We start from the raw sequence: 25,529 nt of genomic DNA, 5'->3' as shown, positions 1-25,529 counted from the left end.
GTGGCGGTAGGCCCGCCGCTACCCTCCTTGGATGAGTTCGATCGCACCCGACCTGCGCCGAGCCCGGATCGCGGACTCCTTCGCCTTCGGGATGCAGGGGTTCTTCTTCGCCGTGGTGCTCAGTCACCTGCCGCAGCAGCAGGAGAAGTTCGGGTTGTCCGACGGGACCATCGCCGCGGGCGTGCTGCTGGCCTCGCTGCTCGCGGGCGCAGGCAGCCTGGCCGCCGAGAGATTCGCGGCTCGCTGGTCGAGCCGGACCGCATTGCGCCTCGGGCTGGTGCTGATCACGGTGACGGGCTGCGCCATCGCGTTCGCGCCGAACACCGCGGTACTGCTCGCGACGCTCGGTTGCTACGGCATCGCGCTCGGGGTCGTCGACGCGAGTACGAATATGCAGGCGGTATTCATCCAGCACGGTTACGGGACCTTCATCCTCGCGTCGTTCTACGCCGCGTGGAGCGCCGGATCGATCGGCGGCGCGTTGTTCGTCGCCGCGACCGAGGCGCTGGAGGTCACGCTGCGGCTGTCGCTGCTCCTCGCGGCGGCGCTGGTACTGGTGGTCGGGCTGGTCGTCGGGCCGCGGCTGCTCGGACGCGCCGAGGCCGAGGCCGCGCCCGCCGAGACCCGGGCGGCGCCAGGGCAGGCCGCCGACGCCGGAGCAGGCTCCTCGCGCACGTTTCTCGCGCTCGGACTCGCCGTCGCGCTGGTGTTCGCGATCGACCTCACCGTCGGCAGTTGGTCCGCGCTCTATCTGACCGACGAACTGCTCGCGAGTTCGGCCACCGCGGCACTGGCGCTGGCCGCGTATCAGGGTGCGTCGCTGCTGGCCAGGCTCACCGGCGATATCTGGGTGCGCCGTCTCGGACCGCGGCGTGTGGTGCGCTGGGTGGCCGTCCTCGGGGTGAGCGGTATGACGGTGGTGGTGGCCGCGCCCGGCCCGGTGCTCGCGATCGCGGGATTCCTGGTCGCCGGATTCGGTATCGGCGTCGTCGCCCCGCTGTGTTTCAGTGAGGCGGGCCGGCTCGCGAGCGGTACGGCGCTCGACGCGATCGTCGCGCGGCTCAATCTGTTCAACTACGCGGGCACCCTGGTCGCCGGGCTGGTCGTCGGCGGTATCACCGCGGCACTGACCTATCGGGTCGGCTTCGCGGTTCCGCTGATCTGCGCGGCGGCGTTGCTCTTGCTGACCAGGACCTTCCAGTCCCGAGCCGAACCGGGCAGCCGTCCCGGATCGCCGCGCGGGCATGCTGTACTGGACACATGAGCGAGACCTCTGTCACCGTCGACCGGGCCGGACTGTGGGACGCCGAAGCCCTCAGTGACGTTGCCGCCGCGACTTTTCCGCTCGCCTGCCCACCGGGAACCACACCGGACGACATCGAGATCTTCCTCGGCGAGGTGCTGTCGGGTGAACGTTTCGGCGAATACCTGACCGACCCGACGCGGACCGTGCTCAAGGCCGTCGCCGACGGTGTCATCGTCGGCTACGCGATGCTGCACGCGGACGATCCGGCCGACCCCGATGTCGCGAAGGCGGTGGATCTGCGCCCGACGGTCGAGATCTCGAAGCTGTACGTGCTCCCCGGCCACCACGGCAGCGGTGTCGCCACGGCTCTGATCGAGGCCGCCCTCGATCGGGCCCGCGAGGACGGCGCGAAAGGTGTGTGGCTGGGCGTCAACCAGGAGAACCTCCGTGCCCAGCGTTTCTACGCCAAGCACGGATTCGAACGTATCGCGACCAAGACCTTCCCGGTCGGCAATCAATTCCACGACGATTTCGTGATGCGCCTGGTCTTCTGAGGCCCGCGACCCGATCCGGATTCCGGATCAGGCCAACATCTTGGCTTTCAGGGCGGCGACGTCGGCGTCGGTGAGTTTCAGGCCGTCACGGACGTAGCTGTCGAAACTGCCGTAGGTCTGGTTCGCCTGCTCGAAGGCGGCGTCGAGCCAGGCGGGCTGCACACCGTTGAGCGGATCGGATTCGTCGGCGCCGCGGTACTGGTTGGACAGCAGGTAGTCCTGGCGCACGGTGTCGCGGTCGACGCCGAGGATGGTCAGCAGCACCGCCGAGGTCCAGCCGGTGCGATCCTTGCCCGCGGTGCAGTGGTAGAGCACGGCACCGTCGCGGGTCTCGATGATGTCGCGCAGCACCGAGGCGAACGCCTCGTTGGCGCCCGGCGCGGTGATGAAGGCGCCGTACAGGTCGTCGCCACCGGTCAGGGTGGTGATCAAGGTCTGCGGCGGGGCCTGGCCGATGACGTCGTCCCAGTGTTCGGTGACACCGGCGGGCACGCGATCCGGTCCGGCGGCCCGCTCGAATCCGGTGCGCAGATCGGCGACGACCCGCAGATCGCGGTCGGAGAGCACCGCGAGGTCGGCGGGGGTGGCGTTGTTCAGCTGGCCGCTGCGGTAGACCAGGCCGGTGCGCACCCATTTGCCGTCGGTGGTGCGGTAACCGCCCGCGTCACGCGCGTTCTGCACGCCGGTGAGGCCGAGCGCTCGATCGAAGGCCGTGTCGGAGGCAGGCGCGGCCGTCGCGGCGGGGGCGACGGCGACCACGGGGCCGAATACGAGCGCAAGTCCGGCGGCCGCGGTGACGGACGCGCGGATGAGGTGATGTTCGGCCACGGTGGTTGGCTCCCTTCGTCGTCCCCCGGTACTTCCGATCATGACATCGGCCCCGAGGTCACGCGGTGGCGGCCTCGAAGCGCGAGAGCGCGAGCAGACGCGAGATCGCGCGCAGGTACTTCTTGCGGTATCCGCCGTCGAGCATCTCCTGGGAGAAGATCTGATCCAGTTTGGCGCCGGACACGGTGACCGGGACGCTGGCGTCGTAGAGCCGGTCCGCCAGCACGACGATGCGCAACGCGACGGCCTGATCGGCGACCGGATGCACCCCGTCGATGTACACCGCCGACACCCCGGAGATCAGCGCGCCGAACTTCGACGGGTGCAGGGTGCTCAGATGTTTCAGCAGGGCGTCGAAATCGTCGAGGGTGGACCCCGGTGTGGCCGAGGCCCGTTCGGCCAGCAGTTCGGGCGAGGTCGGCTCGGGGGCGGGCGGCAGATCGCGGTGGCGGTAGTCGGGGCCGTCGACGCGCACGGCGGCGAAGATCGCGCCGAGTTTCTTGATCTCGCGCATGAAGTCCTGTGCGGCGAAACGGCCTTCGCCCAGCTGGCCGGGCAGGGTGTTGGAGGTGGCCGCGATCGAGACCCCGCGCGCGGACAGTTCGGTCAGCAGCCGCGACACCAGCATGGTGTCGCCCGGATCGTCGAGTTCGAATTCGTCGATGCACAGCACGCTGTTGGCGGCCAGTCGATCGACGGCGTTGTTGAAGCCGAGCGCGCCGACCAGGTTGGTGAGTTCGCCGAAGGTGCCGAAGGATTTGGGCGCGGGTGCGCTGTGGAAGATCGAGGCGAGCAGGTGGGTCTTGCCGACGCCGAAGCCGCCGTCCAGGTACAGCCCCGCGCCGTCGATCTGCTTCTTCTTGCCGAAGAGGTTCTTCTTGTTCGCCGCGTGATGGATCTTGGCGACCTGCTTGGCGAACTCCTCGGCTCTGCCCACGGCCGCGGCCTGGCTCGGTTCGCCCGGATCCGGAATGTAGGAGGCGAAACTGACCTCGTCGAACATGGGAGGCGGCACCATCTGAGCGACGAGTTGATCCGCCGGAACCTCGGGGTGGCGATCGACGAGACGTTCTTGCATGGACGAAGCCTAGTGACGTGGTGTGATGTTGTTTCATGCAGCGTATCCACAATGCGACCCAGCTCACAGCCTCGAACGCCGACGATCTGGCGGAGCTGTACGCCTACCCGTCCGCACTCGACGCCCCCTGGGTCCGAGCGAATTTCGTCTCCAGCATCGACGGGGCCGCTACCAGCGGCGACCTGTCCGCGGGGCTGGGCACGCCTGCCGACAAGACCGTCTTCATGTTGTTGCGCGATCTCGCCGACGTGGTCCTGGTCGGCGCGGGCACGGCGCGGGCGGAGAACTACGGCGGCGCCAAGACCGATGCCGATCGCAGGCGCGCACTGCACGCGAAGGGTCTCGGCGGTCACGGCGACGGCACGCCACCGCCGATCGCCGTCGTCACCGCGAGCGCGTCCCTCGATCCGCGATGCCGCCTGTTCACCGATACCACCGTCGCACCGCTGATCATCACGACCGCCACCGCGCCCGCCGAGAGTAAACAGCGACTGGTGGACGCGGGCGCGGACGTGGTGGAAGCGGGCGGTGTCGCGGTGACGCCCCGGGCTCTGCTCGCCGCGCTGGCCGAACGGGGCCTGTTCCGGGTGCTGTGCGAGGGCGGTCCGCATCTGTTCGGCGAATTGCTGGAGGCCGACGCGGTCGACGAGTTGTGCCACACCACCGCTCCCCTGTTGGTCGGCGGCGCGGCTCGGCGAATCTCACTGTCCGCGCACGAGTTCCGACGCCCCATGGAGCTGCGGCACACACTGGTCGACGACGACGGCACCATTCTGACCCGCTGGGCCAGGCGCTGACGACCGTGCGGGCGGTCTCCGGGCGGCACATCGGCGACCGCTGTGTGAAACAGCGGGCCGAACCTGGCAGGCTGTAGCGCATGCGCTGGACTCGAGCCGCCGTCATGGCATCGGCATTGTCGACGGCACTCTCGATCATGATCGCCGGTTGCGGTGCTGGCCCCTCCGACCGTCCCGACGTCGCGGTCGAGCGCCCCGGGGTCGCGAGTAACCCGACGACGTCCGCCGCCGCCGCGCCGCCGCCGGTGGCCGAGGTCCCCAAAACCGATCTGAGCTGGCGCGACTGCACCGCGCCCACCCTGAATCTGCTCGGACTCGGTCCCGCGCCCTCGGGTCTGGTCCTCGATTGCGCCGAATACTCGACCCCGATCGACGCCTCGGGCAGTGTCCTCGGCAGTTTCCGCACCGGCGCGATGCGCGCGCGGCTGGCGCAGACGCCGACCGACGTACCGCCGCTGGTGCTGACCTCGGGCACCGACCGCTCCTCCACCGCGACGCTGGCGGGTCTCGCGGTGGGCGGCCCGGCGCTGTTGAGCGACCGCGCGATCGTCGCGGTGGACCGACGCGGCCTCGGCAGCTCGCAGCCGATCGACTGCCTGCCCGCCGAAATCCGGCGCGGGCTGGCCGACAACGGCCAGTTCGGTCCCGGAGCGGCCGATCAGGTGGGGGCGGTGTCGGAGTTCAGCCAGGACGGCACCATCGCGTGCCGGGACTTCCTACAGCCCTACGAGGGCACCTTCGACGCGACCCACGCCGCCGACGACATCGAACAGTTGCGCAAACAGTGGCAGGTGGAGCGCATCGACCTGCTCGGCTCCGGGAACGGGGCGAAGGTCGCGCTCAGCTATGCCCGCAAATTCGGTGACCACCTCGCCAAACTGGTCCTCGACTCCCCCGAACCCGTCGGCACCGACGCCGTCACCAAGGAAGAGCAGCGACTCCAGGGCGCCGAGGCGGCCCTGAGCGGTTTCGCGCAGCGGTGCACCGGGCTCGGCTGTTCGCTGGGCGCGGATCCGCGCGCCGCCGTCGCCGATCTGGTCGCGCGAGCGGGTAACGGCGGGCTCGGCGACATCTCGGCGAACGCCCTCCTCACCACGATCACCGGATTCCTCGGCGCACCGAGGGCCGATCAGGCGAGCCGGGTCACCGAACTGGCCGACGCGCTCTCGGCGGCCGGGCGCGGCGACCGCGCCGCGTTGTCGACGCTGATGCTGCGGGAATCGGCCGCCACGGCCAGCGACGGCCAATTCGTCAACCGGTGCACCGACACCCAGCAACCCCCGACCCCGTCCAAGGCCACGGAACTGCGGACCACCTGGGGACAGAAGTATCCGGTCTTCGGCGCGGCGGCCGCCGTCGCGCTCATGGACTGCTCGGCGTGGCCGGTCTCCGGCGCACCGCCGCTGCCGACGAAACTGAATATCCCCGTGCTGGTCATGGTGGGTATCGCCGATCCGGTGGTCGGCAACGGCGGCACCGCGTCGGTGACCGGCGCGTTGGGCGCGGCGGGCGCTCAGCACGCGACCGTGACCTGGCAGGGCTGGGGCCACCCGGTCTTCACCCATTCCGGCTGCGCCCAGCGCGCACTGCTCGACTATCTGAAAACCGCGAAGCTGCCCGCCGACGCGACGGCGTGTCCGGCCTGACCCGATCACCCCGTTTCGCACGCTCGAAGCGGTCCCGGCAACCTATCCGCCACGGTTCCGGTGTACCGTGCCCCAGTGTTACTTCGACAGATCGAGCCGCGCACCGCTCGTACCACCGCCGAGGTGATCAAGTTCGCATTGTGGCCGATCGCGGTCATGACCGTGCTGAACCGGGTCTTCATCAAGGCTGTCAACGGATTCGTCACCGATGACTACGCACCCGTGTACAACGCGTCGAAGGCCTTCCTCAACGGCCTCCCGGTGTACACGGCGAATTTCGACTCTGTCGATCCGCACTACCTGTACCCACCGGGCGGAACGCTGCTGATCGCACCGATCGCGATCATCGATCCGGAGAAGTCGCGGTGGTGCTTCATCCTGCTCAACGTGCTGGCGATCCTGCTCGCCTGGTATCTGCTGTTGCGGCTGTTCAAGTACACCGTGAATTCGGTGGCCGCCCCTGCGCTGCTGCTGGCGATGTTCATGTCGGAAACCGTCACCAACACGCTGGTCTTCGCGAATGTCAACGGCTGCATCCTGCTGGCCGAACTGCTGTTCATCCACCTGCTGCTCAAACGCCGTGATCTGTGGGCGGGCGTGGTGCTCGGACTGAGTATCACGGTGAAACCCACACTCGCTCCGTTGATCTTGATCGCGGCCGCGAGGGGTCAGTGGAAAGTCTTCATCGGCGCGATCGGCGTGCCCGTGGTGACGACGGCGATCGCGTGGCCGCTGATCAAGGACACCGATCATTTCTTCACCCGCACCCTGCCCTACCTCCTGGAGACCAGGGACTACTTCAACAGCGCCATCGCGGGCAACGCCGCCTACTACGGGCTGCCCGACTGGCTGACCTGGAGTATCCGTCTGACCATGGCGGTGCTGGTCGGAATCTCGCTGTGGCTGCTGTACCGCTACTACCGCCACGACGAGGTGTTCTTCGTCGCGACCTCGTCGGGCGTGCTGCTGACCGCGTGGTTCCTGCTGCCCGGACTGGGCCAGATGTACTACTCGATGATGCTGTTCCCGCTGCTGATGACGGTGGTGCTGCGCAATTCGCTGGTGCGCAACTGGCCCGCCTGGCTCGCGGTCTTCGGATTCATGTCCTACGACAAGTGGCTCTCGGATCGCTGGCAGGGCATCGGTCGCAACCTGGAGTACCTGCGCATCACCTTCGGCTGGACGCTACTGCTGCTGGTGATCTTCTGCGTACTCGGCGACCGCTATCTCGCCGCACGCCGGGAGGGACGCCTGTCCACCGGGATCATCGATCCGGCGTGGATGCGCGACGCGCCGGATTCCCTCGATCGGGAGTCCGCCGCGACCGCGGTCACCCCCGAATCCGCGCCGGGACCGGCCGTGGCGGATACACCGAGGCCGCGCAACGGGACGGCACCCTCCTCGGAGAAACGTATTAGCGTGGAGCCATGAGTGCCGACGCCGATACGTCACTGCCCGCCCCAAGAATCCAGCTGACGCCACAGGAGTGGAAGGCCAAGCTGAACCCCGAGGAGTTCGCGGTACTGCGACAGGCCGCGACCGAACGTCCCTTCATCGGTGAGTACACCGACACCACGACCGAGGGCGTCTACGAATGTCGCGCCTGCGGGGCCGAGTTGTTCCGCAGCACCGAGAAATTCGACTCGCATTGCGGGTGGCCGTCGTTCTTCGACCCGGCGAAATCGGAGGCGGTGATCCTGCGCCCCGACGACAGTCTCGGCACGCACCGGGTCGAGGTGCTGTGCGCCGACTGCCACAGCCACCTCGGCCACGTGTTCGAGGGCGAGGGGTACAACACGCCCACCGACAAGCGCTACTGCATCAACTCGATCGCACTGCGGCTGCACCCCGCGGACACCGCAGCGCGGTGAGAACGGGCTGCGCGCTCAGCGCAGCGTATTCGTCACCGGAAACCCGCGCATGCCCCGATTTGCCGGGGCATGCGCTCACCGGGCGCGATCAGGGCAGTGCGGCGATGAGCTTGTCCAGTTCCACCCGGGGACCGGTGTAGAAGGGGATCTCCTCCCGCACGTGCAAGCGGGCCTCGGTGGCGCGCAGATCGCGCATGAGGTCGACGATCCGATGCAGTTCCGGCGCTTCGAAGGCGAGGATCCATTCGTAGTCGCCGAGGGCGAACGAACTCACCGTATTGGCGCGCACGTCCGGGTAACCCCGTGCCGCTTTCCCGTGATCGGCGAGCATCTTGCGCCGCTGCTCGTCAGGCAGCAGGTACCACTCGTAGGACCGCACGAACGGGTACACGCAGATGTAGTTGCCCGCCTCCTCACCGGCGAGGAAGGCCGGGACGTGGCTCTTGTTGAATTCGGCGGGCCGGTGCAGCGCCACATTGCTCCAGACGGGGGTGCTGGCGCGGCCGAGTTCTGTCGTGCGACGGAAATCGGCGTAGGCGGCCTGCAGATCCTCCACGCGCTCGGCATGGGTCCAGATCATGAAATCGGCGTCGGCGCGCATGCCCGCGACGTCGTAGACACCGCGGACGACCACGTCACCGTCGGCGAGGCCGTCGAAGAACGCCCGCGCGTCCGCGACGGCTTTGGCCCGATCCTCGCCGAGCACACCGGGGTTGACTCGGAACACCGAGAACATCAGGTATCGGATGGTGGAGTTGAGTGCCTGGTAATCGAGTCGCGCCATGATTCCTATCGTGCCACTGGGACTGGAAGCGGTGTCGGGGCGGGCCGTTCACGCGTGTGCGCTCGATCACCCGACCGAGGCCGGGCAGGCGCTCGCGCGCAGATCGGTCGGGGTGAACTGTTCGGTGTGCACCCGGTGTTCGGGGATCGCGACGGCGCGCAACTGCTCGCGCAGGGTCGCGAGGAATTCCGGTGTGCCGCAGAGGTAGATATCGGCATCGGCGGGCAGGTCCAGTGCCGACAGGTCCAGCGGTGCGGCGCCGTGATCGTCGCGGTACCGGAGGTCGAGGGTCGCGTCCGGGATCAGCGCGCAGAGTTCGCGCAGCCGCGCACCGAGCGGATGGGTTCGCGGGTCGCGGTCCGCGTGGACGACGAGCACCCGCCGTCGCGGCGTGCGCGCGGCGAGGTGTTCGAGGATGCCGATCATCGGGGTGATGCCGATACCGGCGGATACCAGGACCAGCGGTGTCGTCGCGTCGGGATCGACGGTCAGGTCGCCGAAGGGCAGGCTGATCTCCAGGGTGGCGCCCACCTCGACACTGTCGTGCAACCACGACGAGACCTCACCCGCCGGGCGATCGGCCGAGGCGGCGACCCGTTTCACCGCGAAAGCGAAACGACCGTCGCCCGGCGCGCCGACCAGGCTGTACTGGCGTAGTTGGCGGGCACCGTCGGGGAGCCGGACCGCGACCGATATGTATTGTCCAGGAAGGAATTCCGGCAGTGCGGAGCCGTCGATGGTCTCGACGGCGAATACCACGACGCCCGGGACGTCGTCGGCACGCGAGACGACCGTCACCTCGCGAAAGACCGCACCCGGTTCGACGCCGGATCGCGCGTAGAGATCCCGCTCCAGGGCGATCAGCGTGTGCGCCATCGACCAGTACACGGCGTCCCAGGCGGCGGCGACCCGCTCGGTCACCACCTCGGCGCCGAGCACGGCGACGATGGCGGCGAACAGATTGTCGTGGACGACGGCGTACTGGTCCGCGGTGATGCCGAGGGACGCGTGCTTGTGCGCGATCCGCCCGAGCATCCCGGACGGACGCGGCGCCCGAGGATCGACCAGGTGGGTCGCGAACTGCGCGATCGAGGCGGCCAGCGCGCGGGGCTGGGTGCCTTCGGCCTGGTTGCCCCTGTTGAACAACTCGCGGATCAATTCCGGATGGTTGTCGAAGAGCGTGCGGTAGAAGACCGCGGTGATCTCGTCGATATGCGCGGCGACCAGTGGCAGCGTGGCGCGTACGACGTCGAGGTCGTCGGCCGTCGGTTCGGTTTCGCGGGGGATCGCGATGGTCATCGGGGGTCCTCTCCTGGCGCGGAATCGCGCGACGACGGGGTGGCGAGCAGGCGCAGCAATCCGGCGGTCGGGGCGTTGACGAGATCGGCGAGGGTGTACCGGTCGAGTTCGCGGTAGAACGCTTCCTCGGCGTCGGCCAGCACCCGGCGCAATCGGCACGCCCCGACCAGCGGGCACGGGTGATCGCCTTCGCAGACCACCACCGGCCGGTCGTTCTCCAATTCCCGGATGAGCGCGCCGACCGAGACCGTGCGACCGGCGGGGGTGATGAACAGCCCGCCGTTGCGTCCACGCTGTGCCTCGACGAGTCCGAGGTCGACCAGCCTGGCCACCGCTTTGGCCACATGATGTTCGGAGACGGCGACCTGTTTGGCGATCAGTCTCGTCGTCACCCTGCCGTCGGACTCGTCGCTCACCGCCAGCCGCATGATGGCCCTGAGGCCGATATCGGTGAACCGGGAGAGCTGCATGACGCCGACGGTACCGGCGCTGATCAGCGCGAACACCATCGCGCGAGCGTGTGCTCAATTACTCCGACGCGTGCGGATTTTCAGGCTGCGGCGATTGCCGCTCGGCCGGTCGAAATGTGACATGCACCATAATCCCTCCCGGGCGATGGACCGCACCGCCCGGCAGCCCGGGCGAGCACGGTGACGGAGGACGGGGAGAGTCCCGACTCGCGCGCCCGGCTGATCCGATCCAGGTCGGGTTCGGTGGTGCGACCTTCCTCGGGAACGCCACGCGATCCGCGAGGGACACTTTCCGCGACTCTTCCGCCTGATGGCGCAGTCGCCCGCGGCCGCTCTCAGGGGTGGCAGCCGGCCCTACCGCTGCGGCGTGAAACGAGCCGCCAACCGTTGCGCGGCGCGTTCGCCCGAGGCGACACAGGCTGGGACACCGACCCCGCGCAGGTACGCACCGGCCAGGGCGAGGCCGTCGAGATCGGCTGTGCCCGCTTCGATCTCGGCGACCCGGTCGAGGTGGCCGGGGGCGTATTGGGCCAGACCTCCCGGCCAGCGCTGTACGACGGCCTCCAGTGGGTCGATCCGAATCCCGGTGACGGTCGCCAGATCCTCGGCGGCGGCGGCGATCAACTCGTCGTCGGACCACGACAGTGGCGCGGGGTCACCGAATTTGGCGAACGACACGCGGACCAGGGCGGTCTCGCGGGCGCCCAGATGCGGCCATTTGCGGCTGGACAGGGTGAACGCCTTGGCGCGCAGGGGTTCTCCGGTGGCCACCAGGACCCCGGAGTTGTCGGGCAGGGCGGTGTCGCCCGGCAGTGACAGTGCGACAACGACCGAGGACGACAGTTCGATTCCGGCGGCGGCGGCCGCCGCGTCGGGTGCGACGGTGCGCAGCAGGCGGGCGGTGACGGGGGCGGGGGTGGCCAGGACCACGGCATCCACCGCGCCGATCGGGTCGACCACCCAGCCGCGCGTCGACCTCGCCAGCCGCGTCACCGCGGTCTCGGTGAGTATCCGGGCGCGCGAGCGCTCCGAAAGCGCTTGCAGCAGTACGTGGTAGCCGTCGCGGATACCGCCGAACACCGGGGCGTCCGACGGCGGCGGCATGGCGGCGGCCACGGCGGCGGTCAGGTTGGGCGCGCCCGCGTCGAGCGCGGCGGCCAAGGGCGGTACCGCCGCGCGGACACCGATGGATCGCGAGGTCCCCGCGTACACGCCGCCGAGGAGCGGATCGACACTGCGTTCGGCGACCTGCGCGCCGAAACGGCTCGCGATCAGGCTGTAGACGTCGATATCGGCGTCGGGATACCAGGCGAACGGCCGGTGCGGTTCCTCCGCGATCATGGCCACGGTCTCGTCGTCGACCAGTCCGCGCACGGATTCGGCGGTCGACGGAATGCCCATCAGCGTGGCCTCCGGCATCGGATGCGCCACACCGCCGGACCAGATCAGCGGCCTGCGTCCGGCGGGCACCACCAGTTGCCCGGCCAATCCGAGTTCGCGCAGCAGGGCGGGCACCTCGGGTCTGCGCCCGACGAACGCCTCCGCCCCCAGATCGACGGGCTCCCCGGCCAATTCACCGGTGTACAGGATGCCGCCGACCCGCCGGCCACGCTCGACGACGACGATATCGGCGTCGTCGCCGACCGTCGTACGCAAGCGATACGCCGCGACCAACCCGCTGATCCCGCCACCGACCACCGCGATCCTCATACGACGACCGTAACCCCTGTCAGAGTTCGTGGATGAGCTGTACCAGCGCGGTGAGCACCCCGGGGTCGGTGTCGGGCAGCACGCCGTGGCCGAGGTTGAAGATATGACCCGCGGCGCCGAGCGTGATCGCCTCGTCGGCTTCGGCCGCGATACGCCGCGCCTCGGTCTCGACCGCGGCCGTGCCCGCGAAAAGCACCGCGGGATCGAGGTTGCCCTGCAACGCCTTTCCCGGGCCGACGCGGCGCACGGCGTCGGTGAGCGGCACCCGCCAGTCGACGCCGACGACGTCGGCGCCCGCCTCGCCCATGGCTCCGAGCAGTTCGCCGGTGCCGACGCCGAAGTGGATCCTCGGCACGCCCGCGTCCGCGATCTCGGCGAAGACCCGCTCCGAATGCGGAAGCACGAAATCACGGTAGTCGGCCAGCGAGAGCGCGCCCGCCCACGAGTCGAACAGCTGCACCGCGTCGACGCCCGCGGCGAGCTGGGCCTGGAGGAAGGCGATGGTGATGTCGGTGAGAGCGCCGAGCAGCGCGTGCCAGGTCTGCGGGTCGGCGTACATCATCGCCTTGGTGCGCTCGTGATTCTTGCTCGGTCCGCCTTCGACCAGGTAGGACGCCAAGGTGAACGGTGCGCCCGCGAAGCCGATCAGCGGGGTGTCACCCAGCGCTTCGGTGAGCAGCCGCACCCCGTCGGTGACGGCCCCGACCTCCTCCGGACGCAGGCGCGGCAACGCCTTCACATCCGCGACGGTACGGACCGGCGAGGCGATGACGGGTCCGACACCGGGCACGATGTCCAGGTCGATCCCGGCGGCCTTGAGCGGAACCACGATGTCGGAGAACAGGATCGCCGCGTCCACGCCGTGCCTGCGGATCGGCTGCATGGTGATCTCACACACCAGCTCCGGATCGAAACACGACTCGAGCATGCCTATGCCCTTGCGCAACTCGCGATACTCGGGCAGCGACCGTCCGGCTTGCCGCATGAACCAGACCGGGCGCCTGCTCGGCTCGCCACCGGTGGCGGCGGCCAGGAACGGGGCATCGGTCAACCGGCGGCGGGTTTGAGTGCTCATCACCGCTCATCGTATGCGGGCCACCGGACCGGCAGGCGTCGGCCCACCGCCGCGCGGAGACCTTCCGAGTCGATCTCACCGGAGCCCGCCGAAACCCCCTCGCGGCCGCGGGACCCCCGCGTGCGGCGCGCCTCCGACCCCGCCGGGTGCACAAGGTCTACCGTCGCATCCGTGACACCGCTCGACATCCGCGACGGCGCCGCACCGACCGAGGGATCCGATGGCGAACCAGCTCCGTTTCGCGCTGCGGTCGAGGCGATGGGCTCCGCAACTGTGCACCCCCGGATCGAGCTTGCGCCCATCCGGCCGCCGCAACGCCTCGCCCCGTACTCCTATGCGGTCGGCGCCGAGGTCAAACACCCCGAGACCCCCGTGGTTCCGGTCGATTCCGAGGGCGATGCCTTCGGCAGGCTGATACTCCTACACGACCCCGACGGTGACGACGCCTGGCACGGCGTCTTCCGGCTGGTCGCCTATATCCAGGCCGATATCGACGCCTCGCTCGCCACCGACCCGCTGCTGCCCGAGGTGGCGTGGAGCTGGCTGGTCGAGGCGCTGGACTCGCGGACCGAGCCGTACACCGCGCTCGGCGGCACCGTCACCTCGACCAGTTCGGTGCGCTACGGCGATATCGCGGGACCGCCGCGCGCCCATCAATTGGAGCTACGGGCCTCGTGGACGGCGGTGACCACGGATATGCGCCCGCACGTCGAAGCCTTCTGCGAGGTGCTCGCCTATTCGGCCGGTTTGCCGCCCGCCGGTATCACACATCTGCGGCCGGACTCGTACACGGGCAACGACCTCAGTTGACAGCAACGTAAAGTGCAGGTCTATGCCGGTAGCAGACGAGCCCGAAAAAGGGCACATCGTGGAGGAAAGCACAGCAGAACCCCTGCTCGCGCCCGCCGATGGTGTGCCACCGGTCCTGGTCACGGCGGCCGAGGTCGCCGCCGCCGCCGCGAAGATCGCCTCGGGTAGCGGACCACTCGCGGTCGACGCCGAACGGGCGTCCGGTTTCCGCTACTCGGCGCGTGCCTACCTGATCCAGTTACGCCGGGCCGGTGCGGGCACCTTCCTGGTCGACCCGATTCCGGTCACCGACGCGCTCGGCCCGCTGGCCGAGGCGATCAACGACCTGGAATGGGTGCTGCACTCCGCGGACCAGGATCTGCCCGGACTGGCCGAACTCGGGCTGCGCCCGGCGCGGCTGTTCGACACCGAACTCGGCGGCAGACTGGCGGGCTTCGAACGGGTCGGGCTGGCGGCGATGGTCGAACGCCTGCTCGGGCGCGCGCTGCGCAAGGGGCACGGGGCGGCCGACTGGTCGACCAGACCGTTACCCGACGAATGGCTCAACTACGCGGCACTCGATGTCGAATTACTGCTCGAACTACGCGACGAGGTCGCCGCCGCCCTGGACGAACAGGGCAAATCCGATTGGGCCGCGCAGGAATTCGAGCACGTGCGGACCACCGAACCGTCGGCTCCCAAACCCGATCGCTGGCGGCGGACCTCCGGAATCCACACGCTGCGCCGCGCCAGACAGCTGGCCGTCGTGCGCGAGTTGTGGACCGCGCGCGACGCACTGGCGCGGGCGCGGGATGTGGCGCCCGCCCGCATCCTGCCCGACGCGGCGATCGTGTCCGCCGCCACCGCCGACCCCAAGACCATCGCGCAGTTGCGGACATTGCCGGTCTTCGGCGGCCCGCGCCAGCGCCGGTACTCCCGCGACTGGCTCGCGGCCGTCGAACGGGCGCGCACCATGCCCGACAGCGATCTCCCGCCGCTGACCCAGCCGTTCGACGGCCCGCCCCCGGTGAATCGCTGGGAACGCCGCGATCCGACCGCGGCGGCCAGGCTGGTCCGGGCCCGCGCCGCGATGGGAGAACTGAGCACCACGCACGCGATCCCGGTCGAGAATCTGCTCTCGCCCGATCTCGTGCGGCGGCTGTGCTGGGACGGCCTGCCCGATTACGACAAGGTCGGCGACGAGTCGGAACTGTCGTCCGCGATCGACGGGTTCCTCAAATCCGGCGGCGCGCGACCGTGGCAGCGCGAACTGGCCGTATCCGCCCTGACCGAAGCGTTGACGCCACGGGAGCAGTGAGGCCGGTCCCCGGACCGATCAGACGGTGGACCCGCCCGTCTCGGTGCCCGCGTCGACCCGGACCGAGCGCGCGGCCAGCCAGCCCGCGATACGACGCGAGATGTCGGGGGCGGTGAGTCCGAGTTCCTCGTGCACGTCACCGCGGGTAGCGTGATCGAGGAATTCCTGCGGCACGCCGAGATCCCTGGTGGCGACGTCGAGGCCGGCGGCGCGCAGCCGCGCCGACACCGTCGATCCGATGCCGCCGTGCAGGCCGCCGTCTTCCAGGGTGACGACCAGGTGGTAGTTCTCGGCGAGTTTCACGATGGTGTCCGACACCGGAAGCACCCAGCGCGGATCGATGACGGTGACCGAAATACCCTGCGGCTCTAGCAGTTCCGCGACCCGGATGGCGGTCTCGGCGAAGGCGCCGACCGCGACGAGCAGGACGTCACCGCGTCCGGTCCGCGCGCCGCCGTCGGAGGCGGCCAGGCGCAGCACATCCACGCCGTCGAGCCGTTCGATCGCCGAGATATCCTCGCCCACACCGCCCTTGGGGAATCGGAGCACGGTCGGACCGTCGTTGACGGCCAGCGCCTCGCCCAATTCCTCACGCAGCGTGGCGGCGTCGCGCGGGGCGGCGACCCTGATGCCGGGAATGATGCCGAGCAGCGACAGATCCCACATACCGTTGTGGCTGGCACCGTCGGGTCCGGTGATACCGGCCCGGTCGAGCACGACCGTCACCGGCTGCTCGAGCAGGGCCACGTCCATCAGCAACTGGTCGAAGGCGCGATTGAGGAAGGTCGAGTAGATGGCGACGACGGGATGCATCCCGCCGAGCGCCAGTCCGGCCGCCGAAGCCATCGCGTGCTGTTCGGCGATACCGACGTCGAACATCCGCTCGGGAAAACGCTCGGCGAAGGGCGCGAGTCCGGTCGGGCCGGGCATGGCGGCCGTGATCGCGACGATGTCGTCGCGGCGTTCGGCGTGGGCGATGAGTTCCTCGGAGAAGACCGAGGTCCAGCCGAGCGCCTTCTTCCCGGCCAGCGGACGGCCGGTGAGCGGGTCGATCGGATCGCAGGCGTGCATCTGATCGGCCACGTGGTTCTCGGCGTGCTCGTAGCCGCGCCCCTTCTGGGTGACCACGTGCACGACGACCGGGCCGCCGAAATCCTTGGCCCGCCGCAGCGCGGCCTCCACCGCGACGATGTCGTGGCCGTCCACCGGTCCGACGTATTTCAGTCCGAGATCGCTGAACAGTTCCTGCGGACTCACCGCGTCCTTGATGCCCGCCTTCACCGCGTGCACCATCGAATACGCCGATTCGCCGACGCGCGGAATGCTCTTGAGGATGCGCTTGCCCGCGTCGAGGGCGTGTTCGTAGGCGGGCTGGGTGCGCAGCGCGGTCAGCCGGTCGGCGAGACCGCCGATGGTGGGCGCGTAGGAACGGCCGTTGTCGTTGACGACCACGACGACGGGACGGTCCGGCGCGGCGGCGATATTGTTCAGCGCCTCCCAGCACATGCCACCGGTCAGCGCGCCGTCACCGACGACCGCGACCACGTGCCGGTCCTGCCCGGTCAACGCGAACGCCTTCGCCAGTCCGTCGGCGTAGGACAGCGAGGCCGACGCGTGCGAAGACTCCACCCAGTCGTGCGCGCTCTCGGCGCGGCTCGGGTAACCGGACAGACCGCCCTGCTGACGCAGCGAGTCGAATCGGTCCTTGCGACCGGTCAGGATCTTGTGCACGTAGGACTGGTGACCGGTGTCGAAGATGAGCGGGTCGGCGGGCGAATCGAAGATCCGGTGCAGGGCGATGGTCAGCTCGACCACTCCGAGGTTCGGGCCGAGGTGCCCGCCGGAGGCGGCGACCTTCAACACCAGGAACTCGCGGATCTCCTCCGCCAGTTCTCGCAGCTGCGCCACGGTAAGCCCGCGCAGATCTTCGGGCGTATCGACCCGGGAAAGCACTCCCACCTGAACTCGCTCCCTCCGGATTTTTCGTCTGATCCGATCAGTCTACGGAGCCGAACCAGTGCTCTCGCTCGACGTCTGCCCGTCACCAGGCAACTCCGGCGCCGAATGTGAGGCTCCACACGACATGCCGCCTCCGAACTCACGGCCCGGAGCGACGGCGCGACCCACGTTACCCGCCCTACAGTGGTCGTGTGGCCGAGCCCGAGCATGTGCGTCCGCGAGCCGACGATCCGGGTGTGGTGGCCCGTATCGTCGCCGACGTCTACGAGTCGTGTCGCGCCGACAGGTCCGGCGACCTGGCCGACTACATCCCCGAACTGGCTGCGGTGGAGCCCGATTCGTTCGCCCTGTGCCTGGCCACCGCCGACGGCAGGTTGTACGCGGCGGGCGACGCCGAGACCGTGTTCACCATCCAGTCGATCTCCAAACCGTTCACCTACGCGCTCGCGCTGGCCGATCGGGGGCCCGAGGCGGTCGGCCGACACATCGACGTGGAGCCGTCGGGAGACGCGTTCAACGAGATCAGCCTGGATCCGGTGACCGAACGCCCGCGCAATCCGATGATCAACGCGGGCGCCATCACCGCCGCCTCGCTGATCGCCGGACGTGACGCGGAGGAGAAGTTCGAGCGGATCCGCCGCTGTTATTCCCGCTTCGCCGGACGCGAACTGACCATGAACGAGCCGGTGTACGCCTCCGAGGCGCGCACCGGATTCCGCAATCGCGCCATCGGTTACATGCTGCGCTCCTTCGGGATCATCGAATCCGATCCCGACGACGCCGTCGACCGCTACTTCCGGCAGTGCTCGGTGGATATCACCTGCCGTGACCTGGCCGTCATGGCGGCCACCCTGGCCAACAACGGCCTCAACCCGCTGACCCGCGAGCGCGCGCTGACGCCCGCGCTGACCGAACAGGTGCTCAGTGTCATGACCACCTGCGGCATGTACAACGCGGCGGGCGATTGGGTGACCACCGTCGGACTGCCCGCCAAGAGCGGGGTCGGCGGCGGCATCCTGGCCGTGCTGCCCGGACAGATCGGCATCGCGGTCTACTCGCCGCGCCTGGACGCGCACGGCAACAGCGTGCGCGGTGTGGCGGCCTGTCGCGCGTTGTCGCGGCGCCTGGAACTGCACTTCCTGCACGTCACCCGGGCGGCGCGGACCGCGGTGCGCGGCGATTACACGGTGGCGGAGGTGCCTTCGCGACTGCGTCGCGACACCGAGGACATGGACCTGCTGACCGCCTACGGGCACCGCGCCAGGCTGTACCAACTCGACGGCGACCTGCTGTTCGCCGGCGCCGAACGCGCGGTCAGGACCATCGAGGCACAGGCGGGCGAGTTGGACGCGCTCGTCATCGATGTGCGCAGGGTCGGCGAGGTCAGCGGGATCGCGGGCGACATGCTCGGCGAATTGCAGACCGAACTGGCCGCGTCCGGATGTCTGGTCGCGCTCGTCGACCCGGACGCGCGGCTGGGTCGTACGGTCTCGGGCCTGGATCCGGACGATCCGCGCGGGCGGGTCTTCCTGGACCGCGACACCGCGACCGAGTGGTGCGAGGACGTCCTGCTGCGGCGCTACCGTCCGCCCGGCGACCGATTGCCCGCAGTCATCCCGATCGTCGAGCATCCGGCGCTGGCGGCACTCGGACACGAGGACAGAGCGCGGCTGGCCGAGGAGTTCGAGGTGCGCACCTTCGCGCGCGGGGAGGTCATCGTGGCGCGCGGAAGCGCGCGCTCGGGGCTGTACCTGATCCTGGAGGGCCGGGTGCGGCTGGGTTTCGAAGGGGCCGACCGGCGCGATCATCGGCTCGTCACCCTCACCGCCGGGATGTCGTTCGGCGAGATCCCGATGCTGGTGGGGTCGCCGTTCGTCAACGAGGCGCGCGCCGAGAAGAACGTGCGGCTGGCGGTTCTCGGGCCGCGGCGATTCGACACACTCGCCGAGGAGGCGCCGCATCTGAAGTTGGCGCTGCTGGAAAGGCTTGCCGCGGGAGCGTATTCGCAGATGGACGCGGCGGTGCGGTCCATCGCCGTCCGCGGCGGGGACTACTGACCGATCAGGAGAACACGGTGGGCAAGAACCAGAGGAAATCCGCGACGGGCACCGTCACGACCTTCGGGCGCGGCGCGGTGCGCGCCACCCCGGATCTGATGCGGATCACGGTATCGATCGAGTCGCGGGCCGAGCAGGTCGCGCTCGCCTACGGGCAGGCGGGCGCGCGGGTCGGCGCCGTGACCGAAGCGCTGCGCGCCCACGGCATTCCCGGCTCCGATATCGCCACCGGCGGGTTGTCGGTGCGCACCGAGACGATCTGGACCGAAGGGCAGGGCAACCGGATCACCGGCTACCTCGCCACCACCGACCTGACGGTGGTGCTGCGCGAGATCGGGCCCGACGCGGATCCCGGACCGGCCGCGGTCATCGCCGATTGTGTGGAGGCGGGCGGTGACGATGTACGACTCGGCGGCCTCGCGCTGAGCGTCGCCGACCAGGCCGGACTGCTGGCCCAGGCCCGCGACGCCGCGTGGGACGACGCCCTCGCCAAGGCCGCGCAATACGCCGTCCGCGCGTCGCGTGTCCTCGGTCCGGTCATCGAGATCACCGAGAACACCGCGTCGCCGGTGCCGGTCGCGCCCCGTCTCATGGCGGTGTCGGCGCCCGCGGGCGGTGCGCCGGTGCCGATCGAAGCGGGCGAGACCGAGATCTCGGCGAATCTGCGCGCCACCTGGCAATTGGACTGAAATCCGAACCGTCCGCGGCATCCGAACCGACTGCGGCATCCGAACCGTCCGCGACCTAGCGCTCGTTCCGTCCTAGGTCGGCGGCCTGGATGCGACGATGCCGCGCAGCAGGGTGGTGAGGGCGTCACGGTCGGCGGTGGACAGTCCCGCGAACCACAGGTGTTCGCGTGCGGCCTGGAGTTCGAACGCCTCACGCACCGACTCCTCGCCCTTCGAGGTGAGTGCGATGGTGATGGCTCTGCCGTCGGTGGCGGAGCGGCGACGTTCGACGAAACCCGTTCGCTCCAGGGTGTTGACGGCGTTGGTGACGGCGGAGCGGCTCATCACCGACAGTTCCGCCAGGCGCGCGGGCATGGTCGGGCCGAGTAGCCAGAGTTTGAACATCAGCCGGAAGCCGGGCAGGGTCAGCCCACGCGGGCGATGGATAGCCGATTCCAGATCGTTGATCATCAGGTACGCGGCGTGCAGCAGGTTGTAGGCCAGCGAGAACGTCGCGATATCGGCTCCGGGAGCCCGCTGCGGCAGTGTCCGCCGCGCCATTTCCTCGTATTTCTCCATTTTGCGCCCCCGGTAGTTCCTGTTTCATATTGTTATGGCCATAACTATCGAACTGTTGGAGCAGAAGTGCGGATCATCATCGCAGGCGCCGGGATCGGCGGTCTCACGACCGCGCTGAGCCTGCACGCGGCCGGGATCACCGAGGTCACCGTCGACGAATCGGTGGCGGAACTGCGCCCGCTCGGAGTCGGGATCAACCTGCTGCCCCATGCCGTGCGCGAACTCACCGAACTCGGCCTGGCCGACCGGATCGCCCGCATCGGCGTGCCGATCGAAGAACTCGTCTACGCCAATCCGCTCGGCCAGATCATCTCCGCCGAGGAGCGCGGCAGGGCGGCCGGATACCGGTGGCCGCAATACGCGGTACACCGGGGCGAACTCCAGATGCTGCTGTTGGAGGCGGTGCGCGAACGGCTCGGCCCCGGCACGATCCGCTGCGGCCGTCCGGTGACGAGCCTCGATCACGACGCCGACCTGCTCATCGGCGCGGACGGCATCCGATCCACCGTGCGCGCCGCGCTCTACCCCGACGAGGGGCCGCCGATCTGGAACGGTCTGGCCCTCTGGCGCGGCACCACCCTGACCGAACCGTTCCTGACCGGCCGCAGCATGGTGATGTCGGGCGACGGCATCCGCAAATTCGTCGCCTACCCGATCGCCGAACCCGACGCCGACGGCCGGGTGCTGGTCAACTGGATCGCCGAACGGCCGACCGAGGGCGCCGCGGTGACCGGTGACTGGAACCGTCCCGCCGATCCCGAGGCGGTCGCCGCCGAATTCGCCGACTGGAAACTCGGCTGGCTCGACGCGCCGACGGTGATCGCCGCGGCCGAATCGGTCTTCGAATACCCGATGGTCGATCGCGACCCGCTGCCCCGATGGACCCACGACCGGGTCACCCTGCTCGGCGACGCCGCGCACCCGATGTACCCGGTCGGCTCCAACGGGGCGTCGCAGGCCATCATCGACGCCAGGGTGCTGGCGAACGCGCTGGCGACCGGACGCGGTCCCGAACACTACGAACAGCACCGCCGCGAGGCCACCGCCGCGATCGTGCACGCCAATCGCGGCCTCGGCCCCGAGATGGTGCTGAGCCTGGCGGCCGAACGCGCCCCGCACGGATTCGACGACATCGACGCGGTGCTGCCGCCCGGGGAACTCGCCGAGATCTCGCTGCGCTACAAGCGGCTCGCCGGATTCGATCCGGCCTCGCTCAACGAGCGTCCGTCCTGGACGGTCCGGCCGGCCCCGGCCCTGGAACGCCTGGCCACCTTCCGCGTCACCCTCGACCCGATCCTGCCGATCGGACGCACACCGTGGGGTGAACGCCGGGTCATCGGGATCACCGGCGGTTCCTTCGACGGGCCGAGGCTGTCGGGAACCGTCCTCGCGGGCGGGGCCGACTGGCAGATCGTGCACGACGACGGCACGGCCACCGTCGACACCCGCTACACCCTGCGCACCCACGGCGGGGCGCTCATCTATCTCCAGACCCGCGGCCACCGGCACGGTCCGGACGAGGTCATGCGACGCCTCGCCCTGGGCGAGGACGTCGATCCCGACACCTACTACTTCCGGCTCGTGCTGACATTCGAGACCGCCCACCCCGACTACGCCTGGCTCGGCCGCACGGTGGCGGTCGCCACCGGCCGTCGCGAGGCGTCGGCCGTCGTCTACGACGCCTACACCCTTTCCTGAGGAGAGTCAGAATGCCCCGCCATGCCATGCCCGTCTCGGTCGTCCACGGCCAGCCGATCGCGATGCGCGACGGCACGATCCTGCGCGGTGACCTCTACCGGCCCGACGACGACGCCCGGCGCCGGACCGTCCTGATGCGCTCTCCCTACGGCGAACGCACCGCGCGCACGATGCCGATCATGCCGCTGCTGGAGGCGGGCATGGCCGTGCTGTTCCAGCATTGCCGCGGGCGCGGCGACAGCGACGGCACCTTCGCGCCCTGGGTGGACGAGGGCGACGACGGAGTCGACACCGTCGACTGGATCACCGCGCAACCGTGGTCGAACGGCGAGGTCGTCGCCACCGGCGGCTCGTATATCGCGGGCTGCGCGCTGCAACTCGCCTCGCGGCGTCCGCCCGCGCTGAAGGCGGTGGTCGCGTCGGTGACCCCGCACGATTTCTACGAGGGTCTCACCTACGTCGGCGGCGCGCTCGCGCTCGGATCCGCCCATCACTGGAGCACATTGCAGGGTCTGCTCGGTCTGCTCCAGGCGGCGGCGACGGGCGACACGACCGCCTACGAACGGCTCGGCGCGCAGATGGCACTGCTCGGCGCGCCCCCCTCGGAGGACGGGCCGCTGCGCGAGGATCCGGTGTCGCGGGAATTCCCGTTCTGGACCGAATGGCTGGACCACCCCGAACGCGACGCCTACTGGGAGGAACTGGCCTCCTCGCTGCGCCACGATCGGATCGAGGTGCCCGTCCTGCACACCGCGGGCTGGTTCGACGCGTTCCTGCTGGGCACGCTGGAGAACCATCGTCGTCTGGGCGGGCCGCTGGTGATCGGCCCGTGGACGCATCTGTCCCAGGACGCCGCCGCGGGCGAACTCGCCTTCGGTACCGCGGCGAGCGCGCAGATGGCGGGACTGGAGATCCAGCAGATCGCCCATCTGGCCGGATTCCCGGCAGGCGGCGCACCCGTCCGGATCTTCGTGATGGGCGCGAACGTCTGGCGCGACGAGCAGGAATGGCCGCCCGCCCGGGCCGTGGCGGTGCCGTTCTATCTGCATCCCGACGGTCTGCTGTCACCTCGGCCACCGGCGGCCGACGCCGAACCGACCCGGTTCCCGCACGATCCGGCCGCGCCCGTCCCGACCCACGGCGGCGGGCTGCTGCTGCCCGACCCGCTCAATATCGGTCCGCGCGATCAGCGGGTCAACGCCGAGCACCCGGGAATCGTCCGGTTCACGACGCCGCCGCTGGAACACGATATGGAGGTCACCGGGGCGGTCACCGCGACGCTGTACGGCACGACCACAGCGCCCGGCGCGGACTGGACGGTCAAACTCGTCGACGTCTGGCCCGACGGCCGGGAGATGAACGTGCTCGACAGTGTCCGGCGGTCATCGTCCGACGATGTCGTCCACGAGGTCGATCTCGTCGCCACCAGCCAGGTGTTCGCGGCGGGCCATCGCATCCGCGTCGAGATCGCGGGCTCCAACTATCCGCGCTTCGATCTGCATCCGTCGCTGAAGGAGGGCGAGCAGACGCTGTTCCACGATGCCGGACGGCCGTCGTTCATCACGCTGTCGGTGATGCCGTAGGGCTGCCGGTCACGCGTGCAGCAATGCGACGCATTCCACGTGATGCGTCGCGGGGAAGGCGTCGAACGCGCGCAACTCGGCGAGGTGGTATCCGGCCGCCAGGTAGAGACCGAGATCACGCGCGAAAGACGCCGGATCGCAACCGATGTGGACGATGCGGGCGGGTCCCGCCTCGCTCAGCGCGGCGATGACGTCCTTGCCCGCCCCCGCGCGCGGCGGGTCGAGGACGACGACTTCCGGTGCGGGCCCGCTCGCGTGGTCGGTGATCCAGCGCTCGACCCGGTCCGCCCGCAACTCCAGCCACGGCAGATCGCCGAGCGCGGCCCGGCCGTCGGCGACCGAGGAACGCGACGATTCGACCGCGAGTACCGATCCGGTCGGTCCGACCTGCTCGGCCAGTCCGGCCGCGAAAACCCCGACTCCGCTGTACAGATCCCACGCGAGGTCACCCGGGCGCAATCCGGACCATTCGACGACCAGATCCGAATAACATTGCGCCGCGCCGTGGTGTGCCTGCCAGAAGCCGGTGGCCGACAGTTCCCAGCGTCGACCGGCGACATATTCGACCGCCCGGCCGCTGCCCGTGACCACCCACTCGTCACGCGGGGCATGGGTCGCGGCGCGCCGCGCGGTCGCCCCGCGCCGTTCCTGCGCACCCGCGCGATCGGAGTCAGCGCGGCCCGGCGTCGCGGCGTATTCGCCGACTCGCCTCACGCCCTCGTCGCGCGGGCGGCTCGCGCGATCGGATCGGCCCGCGCCGCGTTTCGCGCGCCGATCGAACTCACCCCGCGCCGCGCGGTCGCCGCCGGACCCGCGCCCGCCCGGTCCCGTGCGCGCGGTGTCGTCACCGCGGCCCGCGCCGGGCACGACCGCGGGGGCGAGTTCGACGATATGGCGTACGCCGTCACCGTCCACGGCGACCACCAGATCCGCGCCCGGTGTCCACGCTCGATCGGCGATATCGGCCATGGCGTCGGGAACCGGTTGCGGGCACCGCAGATCCGTGATGACGCCGGTGCCGCGATACGCGTGCACCCCGGCCCTGCCCTGCTCGTCCACGGCGAGCCGCACCCTGGTGCGCCAACCGCCGGTCACCTCGGGCGAGGAACCCACCAGGGGCTCGACGGTCACCTCGCGCTCGACGCCCGCGATCCGACGCAACTGCTCGGTGACCACCGACGCCTTCAACGCCCGTTGCGCCGCCGGGGTCGCGAAGGAGAAATCGCAGCATCCCGCTCCGCCCGGACCCGAGACCGGACAGGTCGCGGCGACGCGATCCGGGGAGGCACGCAGGATCTCGACCGCGTCGCCGCGACAGAAGGACCCGCCGCGATCCTCGGTGACCCGGACCCGCACCAGTTCGCCGGGCAGACCGTGCCGCACGAACACCACGCGGCCCTCGTGCCTGCCGACGCAGAATCCGCCGTGTCCCGGCGCACCGAGTTCGACCTCGAAGATCTCGCCACGCAGATCACTCCCACGCCGATCACTCATCGCCCACTCATCCCGTTCGACAGAAG

General features: G+C 69.6%; 22 protein-coding genes. 12 read left to right on the top strand and 10 right to left on the bottom strand.

The features are described 5' to 3' along the window. The first annotated feature begins 31 nt into the window (after positions 1-31). On the top strand, positions 32-1,264 hold the full coding sequence (locus tag DAT37_RS27060) for an MFS transporter (protein ID WP_109527668.1): 1,233 nt from the start codon (positions 32-34) through the stop codon (positions 1,262-1,264). Beyond that, the gene (locus DAT37_RS27055; RefSeq protein WP_109527667.1) at positions 1,261-1,800 is read left to right on the top strand and encodes a GNAT family N-acetyltransferase; all 540 of its coding nucleotides are present in this window, start codon (positions 1,261-1,263) and stop codon (positions 1,798-1,800) included. Before DAT37_RS27060 ends, DAT37_RS27055 begins: the two co-directional genes overlap by 4 nt. A 27-nt stretch (positions 1,801-1,827) precedes the next feature. Here DAT37_RS27055 and DAT37_RS27050 read toward each other — a convergent pair whose 3' ends face one another. Continuing rightward, positions 1,828-2,628, bottom strand: a complete 801-nt coding sequence (locus DAT37_RS27050) for a tyrosine-protein phosphatase (RefSeq protein WP_232840015.1) — start codon at positions 2,626-2,628, stop codon at positions 1,828-1,830. Positions 2,629-2,686: 58 nt separating this feature from the next. Further along, entirely contained in the window at positions 2,687-3,706 is a 1,020-nt protein-coding gene (zapE, locus tag DAT37_RS27045; RefSeq protein WP_109527665.1) for a cell division protein ZapE, read from the bottom strand. 35 nt (positions 3,707-3,741) lie between these two features. Between zapE and DAT37_RS27040 the strand changes: the two genes are divergently transcribed. The 4 genes from DAT37_RS27040 (at position 3,742) to msrB (ending at position 8,020) form a co-directional block, all read left to right on the top strand. Continuing rightward, positions 3,742-4,503 (top strand): pyrimidine reductase family protein, encoded by a 762-nt coding sequence (locus tag DAT37_RS27040; protein WP_109527664.1) that lies wholly within the window; start codon positions 3,742-3,744, stop codon positions 4,501-4,503. An 80-nt stretch (positions 4,504-4,583) separates the two neighbouring features. Next, a complete protein-coding gene (locus DAT37_RS27035) occupies positions 4,584-6,149 on the top strand; it encodes an alpha/beta hydrolase (protein ID WP_109527663.1) in 1,566 nt (521 codons plus the stop codon). Between the two features lie 60 nt (positions 6,150-6,209). Then, a complete protein-coding gene (locus tag DAT37_RS27030) occupies positions 6,210-7,580 on the top strand; it encodes a glycosyltransferase family 87 protein (RefSeq protein ID WP_109527662.1) in 1,371 nt (456 codons plus the stop codon). Further along, positions 7,577-8,020, top strand: a complete 444-nt coding sequence (gene msrB, locus DAT37_RS27025; protein ID WP_109527661.1) for a peptide-methionine (R)-S-oxide reductase MsrB — start codon at positions 7,577-7,579, stop codon at positions 8,018-8,020. The genes DAT37_RS27030 and msrB overlap by 4 nt, the downstream gene beginning before the upstream one ends. A gap of 88 nt (positions 8,021-8,108) precedes the next feature. Here msrB and hemQ read toward each other — a convergent pair whose 3' ends face one another. From hemQ to hemE, 5 genes are all read right to left on the bottom strand, one after another. Then, positions 8,109-8,804, bottom strand: a complete 696-nt coding sequence (hemQ, locus tag DAT37_RS27020) for a hydrogen peroxide-dependent heme synthase (RefSeq protein WP_109527660.1) — start codon at positions 8,802-8,804, stop codon at positions 8,109-8,111. Between the two features lie 66 nt (positions 8,805-8,870). Beyond that, positions 8,871-10,103 carry a globin domain-containing protein gene (locus DAT37_RS27015; protein ID WP_109527659.1) on the bottom strand — a complete coding sequence of 411 codons (1,233 nt, stop codon included), beginning with the start codon at positions 10,101-10,103 and terminating at the stop codon, positions 8,871-8,873. Further along, complete coding sequence (locus DAT37_RS27010) at positions 10,100-10,573, bottom strand: RrF2 family transcriptional regulator (RefSeq protein ID WP_109527766.1); 474 nt, start codon at positions 10,571-10,573, stop codon at positions 10,100-10,102. The genes DAT37_RS27015 and DAT37_RS27010 overlap by 4 nt, the downstream gene beginning before the upstream one ends. Before the next feature lie 354 nt (positions 10,574-10,927). Further along, entirely contained in the window at positions 10,928-12,283 is a 1,356-nt protein-coding gene (locus DAT37_RS27005) for a protoporphyrinogen oxidase (RefSeq protein WP_109527658.1), read from the bottom strand. Positions 12,284-12,302: 19 nt separating this feature from the next. Further along, positions 12,303-13,358 carry a uroporphyrinogen decarboxylase gene (gene hemE / locus DAT37_RS27000; protein ID WP_109527657.1) on the bottom strand — a complete coding sequence of 352 codons (1,056 nt, stop codon included), beginning with the start codon at positions 13,356-13,358 and terminating at the stop codon, positions 12,303-12,305. Positions 13,359-13,529: 171 nt separating this feature from the next. Here hemE and DAT37_RS26995 point away from each other — a divergent pair, with 171 nt between their 5' ends. Then, complete coding sequence (locus DAT37_RS26995; protein WP_109527656.1) at positions 13,530-14,168, top strand: DUF3000 domain-containing protein; 639 nt, start codon at positions 13,530-13,532, stop codon at positions 14,166-14,168. 22 nt (positions 14,169-14,190) lie between these two features. Then, complete coding sequence (locus tag DAT37_RS26990) at positions 14,191-15,465, top strand: ribonuclease D (RefSeq protein WP_109527655.1); 1,275 nt, start codon at positions 14,191-14,193, stop codon at positions 15,463-15,465. An 18-nt stretch (positions 15,466-15,483) separates the two neighbouring features. Here DAT37_RS26990 and dxs read toward each other — a convergent pair whose 3' ends face one another. Beyond that, entirely contained in the window at positions 15,484-17,424 is a 1,941-nt protein-coding gene (dxs, locus tag DAT37_RS26985) for a 1-deoxy-D-xylulose-5-phosphate synthase (protein WP_109527654.1), read from the bottom strand. Positions 17,425-17,615: 191 nt separating this feature from the next. On the opposite strand from dxs, the gene glsA reads away from it, so the two are divergent. Together glsA and DAT37_RS26975 are read left to right on the top strand one after the other, a co-directional pair. Then, a complete protein-coding gene (glsA, locus tag DAT37_RS26980) occupies positions 17,616-19,481 on the top strand; it encodes a glutaminase A (RefSeq protein WP_109527653.1) in 1,866 nt (621 codons plus the stop codon). Between the two features lie 17 nt (positions 19,482-19,498). Further along, positions 19,499-20,170, top strand: coding sequence for an SIMPL domain-containing protein (locus DAT37_RS26975; protein ID WP_109527652.1), 672 nt, complete (start codon positions 19,499-19,501; stop codon positions 20,168-20,170). A gap of 72 nt (positions 20,171-20,242) precedes the next feature. On the opposite strand, the gene DAT37_RS26970 is transcribed toward DAT37_RS26975, so the two are convergent. Continuing rightward, a complete protein-coding gene (locus DAT37_RS26970) occupies positions 20,243-20,728 on the bottom strand; it encodes a MarR family winged helix-turn-helix transcriptional regulator (protein WP_198654445.1) in 486 nt (161 codons plus the stop codon). Positions 20,729-20,794: 66 nt separating this feature from the next. On the opposite strand from DAT37_RS26970, the gene DAT37_RS26965 reads away from it, so the two are divergent. Further along, positions 20,795-22,426 carry a DUF3237 family protein gene (locus tag DAT37_RS26965; RefSeq protein ID WP_157978712.1) on the top strand — a complete coding sequence of 544 codons (1,632 nt, stop codon included), beginning with the start codon at positions 20,795-20,797 and terminating at the stop codon, positions 22,424-22,426. 11 nt (positions 22,427-22,437) lie between these two features. Next, complete coding sequence (locus DAT37_RS26960) at positions 22,438-24,009, top strand: CocE/NonD family hydrolase (protein ID WP_109527650.1); 1,572 nt, start codon at positions 22,438-22,440, stop codon at positions 24,007-24,009. 9 nt (positions 24,010-24,018) lie between these two features. Here the strand turns inward: DAT37_RS26960 and DAT37_RS26955 are convergent, their stop codons facing one another. Next, the gene (locus DAT37_RS26955) at positions 24,019-25,503 is read right to left on the bottom strand and encodes a class I SAM-dependent RNA methyltransferase (RefSeq protein WP_109527649.1); all 1,485 of its coding nucleotides are present in this window, start codon (positions 25,501-25,503) and stop codon (positions 24,019-24,021) included. Positions 25,504-25,529 lie beyond the last annotated feature (26 nt).

The organism is Nocardia aurea, assembly GCF_003123685.1.
GTDB lineage: Bacteria > Actinomycetota > Actinomycetes > Mycobacteriales > Mycobacteriaceae > Nocardia > Nocardia aurea.
Note: the sequence above shows the minus strand (reverse complement) of the source record. Positions and strands in the feature narration are given on the sequence as shown.